Raw genomic sequence first — 11,634 nt, 5'->3', positions numbered from 1 at the left:
GAGAATTGCTATTTGGCGCGGGGAGCGTCCGCGGACGGAGAACGCTCCGCCTCCAGCAGATGCGTCGCGAGCAGCCGCGCCGATGGGGAGAGCAGGCCGGCCGGGCGGGCCACCAAGCGCAGGCGGCGGACCGCCCAGGGCTCGTCCAGGGGCACGCCGCGAAGTCCCAGAGCGGCCTCGTAGGGGCGCGCGACCCCGTCCGGCATGACCGTCACCCCGTGCCCGGCCGCCACCATCCGCCGGGCGGCATCGGTGCCGGCCACGCGGAAGCGATAGGGCAGGGGGCGGCCGCGCTGCTGCGCCTGCTCCTCCAGCAGAAGGGTCAGGGCGCCGCTCTCCACCGCCCCGACCACCGGCAGGTCGAGCACAGCGTCGAAGCCCAGCGAGGCGGCACCGGCGAGCGGATGGGTGGCCGGCATCACCACCAGCAGCCGGTCCTCGCGCCAGGCCTGCCCCTCCAGCCCTGAAGGCAAAGGGCCCGCGACCGTGACGAGCCCGAGATCTGCCCGGCTCTCCAGCAACTCCTGAAGGATGTGCAGGCTCGTATCTTCCTGCAGCTCGACACGAATGCCTGGCCAGGTACGGGAGAAGCACTCCAGCGCTTCCGGCAGGGGATGGCCGGCGATGCAGGAGGCGGTGGCGTGAAGCCTGACGTGGCCCAGACCGCCTTCCGCCAGGGCGCGCAACTCATCCTCCAGCCGCGCCATCAGCGCGAAGGCGCCGCGGCCGTGCCGCGCCACCGCCTGCCCCGCGGGAGTCAGCCGGACCCCGCGCGGGCCGCGCTCGATGATAGGGGCGCCATACCTGGCCTCGAGGAGCTGGAGGCGCTTGGCGGCCGCCGAGGTGGCGATGCCGCACTGCGCCGCGGCGCGGGTGATGCTCCCCAGATCGGCCGTGGCGAGGAGGATGCGGAGCGTCACCCAATCCGGCGTTATCATAACCGCTTTCCATTCCGCGCCGGATCAGCCGGCATCGGCTCGGCTTTTAAGGCTTGGTTGGCCGCCCAGGTCCAGACCGCCTTCCGATAGCCGTTTCCAGCTCTCTCTACGTGCGAACCGGTTTCCGAAGCAGGCCGGAAGCCGTCGGCGGTAGATGGCCGCTTTCGGGAAGCCCGTCGTAGCATCGGAGCGGCGGATAGGGCGTGAACTTGCCCCGGCAGAGTGGGGAGGCGCGGCGTCAGGCTAAGGCAGCGCAAGGCCTGACCGAGGGTCCACAGGTTAGGCGGAAACCAATCCTGAGTTCTTGTCACTCGTGACGCATTGTTTCCGGCGGCGCTGACGCGTCGGCCGACGGCGGTTCGGTGCGCGACACAGAAGGGCGGGGACGCATGATCCCCGACGTTTAGCTTACGGGTTAGCTGCCCCTCCTCGCTCTGCACGATTCTTGTGGTGCACGCCGTTCTATTCTCGTAAACGTCGTCCCGACCCAGACTTCCGAATGGTTGTGTGGATAGGACGGCCGGTGGGCGAGGGAGTGGCCCTCATCTGCCGGCCGTTTTGCGCTTTAGGAATAGGACCTGACCCAGCGCGCCTAGCCCCGCCGGCGGAGCGGGTGGGGTGAGGGCGGCGTTCATGGCCAACTGGCCGATCTTAAGCCTGGCCAGATCGCAGCCTTCGAGTTTGCAGTTGATCGCCAGATCGGACAGGGCCAGGTCGCAAACCCGCTGCTTCCGTTGCAGATTGAGGCGGATGGCCCAGACCTGCGCCTGGGCTTAAGGGGCGGCTTGGGACCAACCAAGCGGCCCTTGTTCCAAGGCACGGCGCGTCACGTATGTGGAAGTGGGGGGCGCCTGACTTCTCGCGTTGCACAGCACTTCTCCTGAGCTGTGGGACTGCGGCTCAGGGCGAATGGCGCCGGGGCTGGGGAAGGATGGCTGTAAGCGGGCGGATAGAAAGCTCACTGCCAAGGAGGGAGTGACCGGTGGCTGGCGAGGCGGTGGAGTTCAGCGCGACGCAGCGGGATGCTAGCGATGGCGCGCCCGGAGCGACGGTCACCTTTCCCTATGACCGCATGACTGTGGAGCGCTTCCGCGAGGCATTCCCGCGCGCACGGTGGCGCGACGATCTGAGGGCCTGGTTCGTGCCAGGCATGCGGGCGGAACGACGCTTGACCGCATGGATGGGCCGCGAATGGTCGGGCGTGCTGGCCTATGCCGATCAGCGCGGCCGCGACGCCTTCACCTTCGAGCCGATTACGAGCCCCTATCTGGAGGTCACCGACGACTTCCTGATCCGCACGCCGTATTCCCGGACCGTCATCGCAGAGCTGCGAGAGGTGCCCTGGGCCCGGTGGGACCCGGCACTCAAGGCCTGGCGCGTGCCGTTCCGGTCGTTCGAGGAGTTGAACAGGCGCTGGCACGCCATCGAAGCCGCCGCCCGCATGGCCGAGCCTGGGGAGCGACGGAAGCGCGAGGAGAGCCGCAGGGCCTCCCCGGAGCAGGCGGACAGGCGGGCCGAGGCCGCCGAGCGCCGCCGGAACCGCTATCCCGTGCCGGAGGATGCGCCGCCACCACTCGACCGGGTGCTGATGACCCATGCGGGATGCGTGGTGTTCAAGGAGGTCGACGGCGAGCTTGTCGAGCCCATTATCGCTGCTCGCTTCTACCCCGGTGTCACCGCCGGACCCGCCGCGCTGATTTGGGCAGCATGGCGCAGGCCCAGCCATGCCGAGTTGGTGCAGGCCTGGCCCGCACGGACACCGCCCGGCCCAGCCGAACTGGCGCGCGGCTGGTGGCAGCCAACCATCGAGGTGCTGCGGGAGGAACGTCGCAGGACGGCATCTCTGGAGCGTGCGCGGGAGACGCGTCGGGCGACGCGCGGTGGACCACCATCTTCTGAGCAGAACAGTTGAGTTGTGGCGGTTTTGGCTCCTCTTCGAGAAGAGGCAAAATGGCCGGTAGCGGAATGACGGGTTTCGAGCGCGCCTGGAGCTGGAGCAGACATTGCCCATTCCGTCCAGGGCAGCTGAAACAGGGGGCCACGCTCGACAGCCCTGAGCGCAGTCGACGCCCTCATGGCCGCTGTTCCTGCTTTCAGGGTTCAAGGCCGCTGCAGTGCCGTTCGCTCCTCAGGTTCAGACCCGGTCGCGGTGCGCCAGTCCGGTGCTGCTGCCGCCAATCCTTTTCCTATGTCAAAGGCTTGGCGCAAAGCCGTCTCGCGGGATGGCGCATCCGAATGCAGCAACAGGTCAGACCCCACCACCCGGGCTCCGCAGTAGCCGAAGATTCCCTGGTCAATCTGCGTCCGCATGGCACCTGCGTAGCCACGTCGCGTAATGGTCCGCCGGTCAGCTCCGCCGATGCCGATGAGCTGCACCGCCAGTCGGCCGAGCTTCCCCACCGTGCCGCCTTCCGGTGTGTCGTCATAAGCCCAGCCCTGGGTGAAGACGCGGTCGATCCATCCTTTCAGCAACCCAGGCAGGGACCACCAGTAGACCGGGTAGACCAGCACCAGCAGGTCGGCCCGATTGATGCGACGCTGTTCAGCGAGAACACTGGGCTCGGCCGCGCCGCGGCGGTTGAAGAACTCGATATCCGCCACAGTGAAGCGGGGGTCGAAGCCTTCACCTGCGAGATCGGCCATTTCGGCCGTGTGGCCGGGATGGGCTTCAATGCCCGCAATCACCCGCCGGGCGACGGCGTGGGTGAAGGATGCAGTGTTGGGATGTGCGGTGACGACGAGGGCATGCATGGCCGGGCCTTCGGGCTGGTTGGCTTGGGGAGCGTCGGCGTTATATACTTTTAGTAAGTTACTATTGGTAGGTTGGATGTCAAGCATGCCCAGCGCCAAGCCGGTGCCCCCTCCCGCCCGCCGCCGCCTCTCCCGAGAAGACCGGCACGCGCAGCTGATCGACACCGCCCGACGCATCGTGCGGGAGGAGGGAACCGATGCCCTGACTCTCGGGCGGCTGGCCGAGCGGGCGGGCGTGACCAAGCCAGTGGTCTACGACCACTTCGAGACGCGCAACGGGCTGCTGGCCGCGCTCTATCGTGACTACGACGCGCGCCAAGTCTCGATCATGGAGGCCGCGTTGGCAGCCTGCGAGCCCACCCCAGCGGCCAGGGCGGAGGTTATCGCTTCAGCCTATATCCAATGCTCGCTGACGGAGGGGCAGGAGATTCCAGGCGTGGCGGCTGCGCTCGCCGGCGCCCCGGAGATGGATGCGCTGAAGCGCGGCTACCAGTCGGCCTTCATCGCCCGGTGCCGCGCCATCCTGGAACCCTTCACCGAAGACAACCGCCTCACGCAGGCCGCGCTTTGGGGCATGCTGGGCGCGGCAGACGCCCTCTCCGATGCCGCGGCGCGCGGGGAGATCACGAAGGATGAGGCGGTCGAGGAGCTATTCCGCACCATCCTTTCCATGATGGAGCGCAGGTAGCTGGGCCTTCAACCTCCTGCCTCCTCCACGCGCCCTTGTCGTAGAGCCCAACATCGAGCCGGTGCGCCCTAAAGTCTTTTTCCGCCCATTTCAGGCGCGAGGTACGATGACGTAAGGTCCGCTTTCGAGATGCTCGGCAACGGTCCATGGTGTCCGACATACGTGCAAAGCGGCCGATGGTGGCTGCGGGCCAGCAACTTGCGCTCGCGCAGGGACGCCGGACCTACCAGCTACAGGCAGCGGGCGGGGGGCTTTGAGGTTGAACCCGGCGGCAGTCTCGGATTGCAGCAAACGCTCCTTCCCCGCCCATCGGGCACGTTTGTTGGAGGGTTACCGTACCAAACAGCGCGCCAACGACGCGGAACGCGCGTGCGGCTGCTCGATCTTCCGCCTAGACTCCCCACGCTCGTTCAGGAACCTGCAGGCTTGCTGATACCGCGCGCGGGCGTGGCCGGCCTCGATCACCCCACTGGCTCACGCGCGCAGGCCCTGCACCGCCAGCCCGTACCTGGCTCTGATTCGGCGAGCAGCAATCACCTCGGATATAATCAATTCGCGTCACCCCCTTACTTCCAAGGCTGCCCACGCCTGACCACGTGATGCGTCGGACCGGTCAGCGGCCCGTGCGGGGCAGCCACCCTCTCAAAACTTGCTTTGGCGCGTGGGCGAGCTCGGCCAAGGCGTTTTCCTTACGGCGATTACCACTGCAGCTCATGTGTCGCTCTATGCGTTTCTTGCACCGCGAGACGGCAGGGTAGGTTAGGACCCTTGCTCTCCTCATGCGGGTAGCTTTCGAATAGCAGCGCCTGCTCGACGGCTCTGTCGGGCAGCCAGTTGGGAGGAGCAGTGATGCGCTGCATCATCCTTTTCTTCATGCTCCTCGGGTCTGTTATGGCCTCCCATACCGCAAAGGCTGACAATCTGGTTGCCGTAAGTCCTGGGGTGATGTGCTCCTCGGCAGAGGCGCTGGCCTACCTGACGCTTCCCGATGGACGTAGCAGAACTGGCGTCGAGAAGCCGCTGGCCCGGGAGCTGGAGGTCGCGCGGAAGGGCGGATGCGTGGATATTCCGTATGGTGCACGGGTCTCTGTCCATCGGTCCTACCGAAACACATCGATCGGGATTTATGACCCGGGTGATGGGCGCGGACCGCGGGAGTTTATCATCCCAAACATCAATTTTCGACCGCTGCCTGGAACGGGTAGATGGATCCAGGCTGGCGGCACGGTTCGGCGAATGGCGCCCCCTCCACAGCCCTTTACCTTGGACTTCCTCTTCACTGCGCTCGAAGCCGCCTGTCCAAGCAAGCCCTGGCGTGGAACGACGGGTCGTGAACTCTATTCTCCTCTGGCTCAGGTTCTCGGTACGTTATCTTCAGCAGAGCGAGGGCAGTTGGCGAGTAAGACCGCAGAACAATGCGTGGGAAGGGACAACGTCATATGCGGCACCGACGTGGCAATTCCTTTCTTGCTGAGGTCCCAGCGGCTTGATGACCTCGTCCGAGCCTATTGCGCTGCTGATCCGCAGTAGTGACTGCTGAGACGGCCAACTTGACGTGCCCTGATCCCACTCGGGTTTTCGATTCTGACCACTTTTTTCGTGGATAAGCGACCTTGCAGCCCTGCGGGCGGTACGTGCCGTCCGCCCCGATCGGACGCGCGAGAAAGCCTGCCCTCACACGAGGAAGTTCTTCCCGCCCCAGAAATTCGTAGTGCGCGAAGAAAATCGCACTCCGTTTGGACCAGTTTTGCTGGTCAGGACCAAGCCTTCGCCCATGCGGCCGGGGCAGCCGGGGCTATTGTCTAGGGATGGCAAATGGATCAGTTCGGCGGCGTTGGATTGCGCGGGGAATGGTGGGAGTTGTGGCAGTGCTGGCCGTCGTGGCCGGCACCGCCTGGGTACGAGGATACGACACGCTCCTAGCCAGCGAGCCGCCACGTCGTGCGACCCGGCTGGACCTTCCGCCCCAAGAGAGCCTGGTAACCCTGCGACTGCGGCTGCCGCTTGACCTGCTGCGGGAGGCAGCCGGGCGGGCGCTGCCGGCCGAACTGCATCTGGCCAGCGAGCCCGGGGCTGATACGCGCTATGCGCTGACGCTCCGTCGCACGAGCGACTTCCTGCTGGAGGACGCCAATGGACGGCTGCGTGCTCGCGTTGGGGTAGCTCTGGACGGCACAGTAGGTCTGGGCGGCAGCTTGGCTGACCTGCTGGCGCTCGGCGAAAAGAACATCGATGTTGCAGCCGAGGTGCAGGCCGATCTTAGCCTAGCCGTCGACAGGGACTGGTGCCCGAGGCCAGAGGTGACCGTGTCCTACCGCTGGACCCGCAACCCCCGGCTGGAAATTGTTGGCGGCGTTTGGGTGAATGTAGAGGCGCAAGTCCGCGCCCAGGTTGAGGAGGCCCTGCGGAATCTGCCGGCGCAACTCGAGGCGCTGCTTCCCTGCTCCACGGTGCGTGAGCGGGCTCTGGAGCTGTGGGATCCCAGGAATATTCGGGTGCAGCTGCCTGCGGCACCACCGCTCTATGTCGGCATCCATCCGCAGGCTGTGGGCATTGGCGAGGTCGTGGCGCGGAACAATGCACTACAGGTCGCGCTGGGTGTCCGGGCGCGCACCACCGTGTCCTCCGCAGCGCCAAAGTCCACGCCGCCGGGGTTTCTCCCACCACTGGAGAGTCTACCTGCCGAAGGGCGCAACGGGCGGCTGCGGCTCTCCGTTCCCATCCGCGCCGGATACGATATGATCCGCGACTGGTTGATGCGGGAGTTCGCCGGGCGCGACATCCCCGTCGAGACGCCACTCGGGACGGTGCAGCTGCGGGTAAAGGAGATCTTCCTGTACCCGAGCGCACCCTCCATAGCCCTGGCTGTCACCTTCAGCGCTGACCTGCCAGGTACTTGGCTGGATACGGCAGGACGGGTGGTGTTCTCCGGTCGTCCCGTATTGAGTCAGGGCGGCACACGCGTGGGGTTGAAAGATCTACGCTTCGCGCGTGACATCGACAGCGCCGTGTGGTCGCTGGCGACCCTTCTCCTTGAGCGGCCGCTTCGCGAGCGGATCGAGGCCCTTGCAGTATATGATTTGCAGGAGGTGATGGACGGGGCGCTGGCGGAGATACGGCGCCGGCTGTCCGATCCTGACTTCACGGGTGGGCTGCGGGTCGGCTTGGTACGGCCGAGTATGCGGCTGGAGCGCATGGTGCCGGAAAACGATGCCCTGACGGTCCTGGGTACAGCCGAGGCCGGGCTGGAGGCGGAGATTGCTGCCCTACCCGTGCCGTAAGATAGCCTCGGAAATGGGCAGACAGCATGGTCCGGCACGCTTCGTGCTCGGATGGCGCCGCATGCCAGGCGATGGTTTCGTCACTCCGACCAGTCCGGCAAGCCCGATCAGCCCTCTGGAGAAGTGGACTTGCCGCGTTCTGTCCGCTAGCTGCCCAGCAGACCACTAGGCGGACCTCTATGGACGACGAGGCAAAGCCTTACTTGCTGACCGAGGCTGCAGCGCTGATCGGCGTTTCCGCGGATGCGCTGCGAAAGCGCATCGCTCGTCGTAAGCTGCGGGCAAATCGCAGCAATGAGGACGGTCTGTGGCGGGTATGGCTAACCCCCTCCGAGATCGAGGCAATCAAGGCTGGACGGCTAAGCGAACGAGCCAACGACAGCCGTCTGTTGAGAACCCTGAAGAGTGAGGTGACGATCCTTCGTGGTGCGCTCGATCGCGAACGGAACCGGGCAGACAGGGTAGAAGCTGAACTCTCTGAGGTACGGGCGCTGGCTGATCAGAGGGCGACTGAGCTGGCGGAAATGCGCCGATTGCTGGGGCAGGCTGCCGGCGCGGCAGCTGGTCTCCAGGAGGCGGTTAAGATCGCCGAGATGGGCAAGCAGGATGCAGATACCAGAGCCAGGGGTTTTCAGGCCGAGCGCGACGCAGCAGAGGAGAGGGCCACCTCAGCCCAGCGTGAAGCAGCCGAAGCAATGACGCGCCTGGGGCAGATGGCCGCTCGACTGGAGGAGGCGGAACAGCGCTGCGCCAGCCTACAGCAGAAGACAGATGAGGCGGAGCGGCGCGCAACAGTCGCGACTGCCCGCTTGGACCGTATTCAGCTTGCACGAATGGACGAGGCTCGAGCCGCCGCTGCAGCCGCCGGGACGGGTCAGGAAGCCAACCGCATACCCCTCTGGCGGCGCATCCTCGGACTTAGAAGACATTCCTGATCCACTCGGTGGCTGTGCTTGCGGTGGTGGCGGCCCGAACCACAATCGCTTTTAGCCCCACCGCCATTGCCTGACCGCCAACCAGTGTCGTGGGGTCCGCTATGCCGCCTTCCGTACTCGGGCGATGTGATCGGAACCGCCGCCGGCGCGTGACGATTTCGCCGAGCTAGGAACTTTTCGGCCACCGTGTTGGTCAACCCGACGGCGTCCGGCCGACGGCCCGGATCAGCCCTCCAGCAGCCAGACCGAGAAAAGCCCCTCCGCATCGCTCCATGTCGCGGCGGCCCCCCAACCCGCGGCTTCGGCGAGCGCCCTCAGACGCTCAGGGCGGTACTTGTGGCTGCTCTCCGAATGGATGCTCTCGCCCCGCGCGAAGCGGAACACGCGTCCGGCCAGCCGCACGGATTGCGCCTTTCGCGAGACCAAATGCATCTCGATCCGCTCTGCCGAGGCGTTCCAGACGGCTCGGTGCTGGAAGCCGGAGAGGTCGAAATCGGCATCGGCCTCGCGGTTCAGGCGCGCTAGCAGGTTCAGGTTGAAGGCGGCTGTCACGCCGGCGGCGTCGTCATAGGCTGCCTCCAGCACTGAGGGATCCTTCACCAGATCCGCACCCAGCAGCATGCGTGCGCCTGGGCGCAGCGTGGTACGGGCGCGACGCAGGAAGGCCACGGCCTCATCCGGCTCGAAATTGCCGATCGTCGAGCCCGGGAAGAAGCCGAGATGCGTGGCGCTTCCCTCCGCCCGTCCGGCGAGATCGAAGGGACGACTGAAATCGGCGATCACTGGGCGGACGCGCAGCCCAGGGAAGGCCGCGGCGACCCGCGAGGCCGCTGCGTCCAGCCACTCCGGCGCAATATCCACCGGCAGGTAGGCCGCCGGAGCCTCCAGCGCCCGCAGCAACTGCACGGCCTTGGCGCCGTCGCCGGGGCCGAACTCCACCACCGCCGCGCCGGGCCCGATGGCCTGCGCCATGTCGGGCCCGCATTCCTCCAGGATGTGCATCTCCGTGCGGGTCGGGTAGTATTCGGGCATGCGCGTGATCGCCTCGAAAAGCCGGGCGCCCTCCGCATCATAGAGCCATTTGCAGGGCAGCGTCTTCCGCAGCGCCGAAAGCCCGGCCACGGCGTCGGCGACCAGGGCGGCCCGCTGCGTCTCGGCGGGATTGCGGAAAACAGCGCCGCTCACGCCGCATCCTCCGCGAGGCGGAGGCTGCTGAACTGCCAGCGCGCGCCTGGCGGGAAGAAGTTACGGTAGCTCGGGCGCGCATGGCCCGGCGGCGTCGCCGCGGAGCCGCCGCGCAGCACCATTTGGTTGATCATGAACTTGCCATTGTACTCGCCCACTGCGCCGGCCCAGGGGCGGAAGCCCGGATAGGGACGATAAGCGCTGCCCGTCCACTGCCAGGCGACGCCCTCGGCATCGCGGAAGCCGGGCAAGGTGGCGGCGGCTTCCCACTCCTGTTCGGTCGGCAGTCGCTTGCCGGCCCAGCGGGCAAAGGCATCGGCCTCGTACCAGGAGACGTGGCGCACGGGCAGGGCAGGGTCCAACGGCTTCAGCCCGCCAAGGCCGAACTGCATCCAGGCTCCGTCCCTGTGCTCCCAGTAGAGAGGTGTCTCCCAGTTCTCGGCCTGACGGACCGCCCAGCCGTCGCTCATCCACAGCAGCGGATCACCGTAGCCACCGTCCTCGATGAAGGCGAGCCAGTCGCCGTTGGTCACCAGCCTGCTACCGATGCGGTAGGGCGAGAGATAGGCCCGGTGGCGCGGCGTCTCGTTGTCGAAGGCGAAGCCAGGTCCACCATGGCCGATCTCCACCACGCCCTCAGGCCCGTCGAGCATCAAGGCGGGGTCATGGGCGGCGCCTTCTCGCCAGTCAGGAACATAGGCTGGGCGGAGAGGGTTCAGACTGAGAGCATGCAGAATATCGGTCAGCAGCAATTCCTGATGCTGCTCTTCATGCTGAAGGCCGAGTTCAACCAGTGCCGCCGCCTGGTCCGGCGGGTCCCGCAGCAGCGGCACCATGGCCTCATCCACGGCAGAACGGTACTCGGTAACCTCAGCGCAGGAGGGGCGGCTCAGCATGCCGCGCCGTGGCCGGGCATGGCGTGGGCCGGCGGCCTCATAATAGGAGTTGAAGAGAAAGGCGTATTCCTCCCGCGGCGCCCGGTAGCCCGGAAGGAAGGGCTTGAGCAGAAAGGTTTCAAAGAACCACGTCGTATGAGCGCGGTGCCACTTGGCCGGGCTGGCGTCCGGCATGGATTGTACCGCTTGGTCCTCGGGCGAGAGTGGCGCGGCCAGGGCCTCTGTCCGGGACCGCACTGCCCAATACCGCGAGGGAAGATCCTGCGGCACGGCGCCCGTCAAGTTGGGGAGGATCACGTTCACGCGTTCTACCTTCTGTGCCCTGGGCCGGCATCTTACTGACAGAGCTACACCGAACCTCAATCACCGGCCGTCCTCAATGGTCTGCGACAGCTTGTGGTGATCACGATAAAGACGCTCACCGCCACCATGTTCCGGACCGCACGGGCCACTCCACCGCATCTGCTGCTCGGGCCGACCGTCGGCGCGATATCTAGCAGCCTGTGGACAGGCCGGCATCCCCGACGCGGCCCGCCGGATGCAACAATGCGCGGGCATGATACGTACTGCCCCGGCGCAGACACGGCAGCGCAGGTGCATCCTTGAGGCATCGGATCAGCGCGTTATTGGCACCTCCTATACATGGGGGCGGGTGCGGAGCGGCTCTATCGCGTGCGCAACCCTCGACGCTCCTTGGTGGGGGGGCTGACTGGCAGAGGCGCCGCGCCGACAGGGACCGTAGTCCGGTGGTCGAGTCTGTCAGCAGCCCGGCCGCCAAGTTTGGCCGAGCTCACCTATAGCCACCCCTCGTCTCCTGAAACAGCCGCGCTCAACCAGCGCCATCGCCGCGCGATCGATGAGCCCGCCATAAAAGATCAATGCTCACCGGGCCGATCGGCAGCAGTTCCGCCTGAGCACATCGGGCGCACTTGGCACCCGCATCTTCGGCTTCGCCATCGT

8 protein-coding genes are annotated in these 11,634 nt (G+C 66.2%); 4 read left to right on the top strand and 4 right to left on the bottom strand.

Annotation, left to right across the window (positions count from 1 at the left end; genetic code table 11):
- Positions 1 to 8: 8 nt before the first annotated feature.
- On the bottom strand, positions 9 to 938 hold the full coding sequence (locus tag ACO1BU_RS05800) for a LysR family transcriptional regulator (RefSeq protein WP_424134972.1): 930 nt from the start codon (positions 936 to 938) through the stop codon (positions 9 to 11).
- 982 nt (positions 939 to 1,920) lie between these two features.
- Here ACO1BU_RS05800 and ACO1BU_RS05795 point away from each other — a divergent pair.
- Positions 1,921 to 2,850: a hypothetical protein gene (locus tag ACO1BU_RS05795; protein ID WP_424134971.1), complete on the top strand. Its 930-nt coding sequence runs from the start codon at positions 1,921 to 1,923 to the stop codon at positions 2,848 to 2,850.
- A gap of 188 nt (positions 2,851 to 3,038) precedes the next feature.
- On the opposite strand, the gene ACO1BU_RS05790 is transcribed toward ACO1BU_RS05795, so the two are convergent.
- A complete protein-coding gene (locus ACO1BU_RS05790) occupies positions 3,039 to 3,788 on the bottom strand; it encodes an NAD(P)H-dependent oxidoreductase (RefSeq protein ID WP_424134970.1) in 750 nt (249 codons plus the stop codon).
- On the opposite strand from ACO1BU_RS05790, the gene ACO1BU_RS05785 reads away from it, so the two are divergent.
- The 3 genes from ACO1BU_RS05785 (at position 3,775) to ACO1BU_RS05775 (ending at position 8,593) form a co-directional block, all read left to right on the top strand.
- Positions 3,775 to 4,377: a TetR/AcrR family transcriptional regulator gene (locus ACO1BU_RS05785; protein ID WP_424134969.1), complete on the top strand. Its 603-nt coding sequence runs from the start codon at positions 3,775 to 3,777 to the stop codon at positions 4,375 to 4,377. The two genes, ACO1BU_RS05790 and ACO1BU_RS05785, sit on opposite strands and share 14 nt — an antisense overlap.
- 1,850 nt (positions 4,378 to 6,227) lie before the next feature.
- Positions 6,228 to 7,658 (top strand): DUF4403 family protein, encoded by a 1,431-nt coding sequence (locus tag ACO1BU_RS05780; RefSeq protein ID WP_424134968.1) that lies wholly within the window; start codon positions 6,228 to 6,230, stop codon positions 7,656 to 7,658.
- Positions 7,659 to 7,837: 179 nt separating this feature from the next.
- A complete protein-coding gene (locus tag ACO1BU_RS05775; RefSeq protein ID WP_424134967.1) occupies positions 7,838 to 8,593 on the top strand; it encodes a hypothetical protein in 756 nt (251 codons plus the stop codon).
- Positions 8,594 to 8,818: 225 nt separating this feature from the next.
- Here ACO1BU_RS05775 and egtD read toward each other — a convergent pair whose 3' ends face one another.
- Positions 8,819 to 9,778 carry an L-histidine N(alpha)-methyltransferase gene (gene egtD, locus ACO1BU_RS05770; protein ID WP_424134966.1) on the bottom strand — a complete coding sequence of 320 codons (960 nt, stop codon included), beginning with the start codon at positions 9,776 to 9,778 and terminating at the stop codon, positions 8,819 to 8,821.
- A complete protein-coding gene (gene egtB / locus ACO1BU_RS05765) occupies positions 9,775 to 10,977 on the bottom strand; it encodes an ergothioneine biosynthesis protein EgtB (protein ID WP_424134965.1) in 1,203 nt (400 codons plus the stop codon). Before egtB ends, egtD begins: the two co-directional genes overlap by 4 nt.
- Between the last annotated feature and the right edge of the window lie 657 nt (positions 10,978 to 11,634).

The organism is Roseomonas chloroacetimidivorans, assembly GCF_049629625.1.
GTDB lineage: Bacteria > Pseudomonadota > Alphaproteobacteria > Acetobacterales > Acetobacteraceae > Roseomonas > Roseomonas chloroacetimidivorans.
This window is presented reverse-complemented; position numbering and strand designations above follow the sequence as displayed.

What these genes read in the sequence shown, in the direction of transcription:
- ACO1BU_RS05780 (WP_424134968.1), top strand. Translation starts at nt 6,228, where the DNA reads ATGGTGGGAGTTGTGGCAGTGCTGGCCGTCGTGGCCGGCACCGCCTGG.
- ACO1BU_RS05785 (WP_424134969.1), top strand. Translation starts at nt 3,775, where the DNA reads ATGCCCAGCGCCAAGCCGGTGCCCCCTCCCGCCCGCCGCCGCCTCTCC.
- ACO1BU_RS05800 (WP_424134972.1), bottom strand. Translation starts at nt 938, where the DNA reads ATGATAACGCCGGATTGGGTGACGCTCCGCATCCTCCTCGCCACGGCC.
- ACO1BU_RS05775 (WP_424134967.1), top strand. Translation starts at nt 7,838, where the DNA reads ATGGACGACGAGGCAAAGCCTTACTTGCTGACCGAGGCTGCAGCGCTG.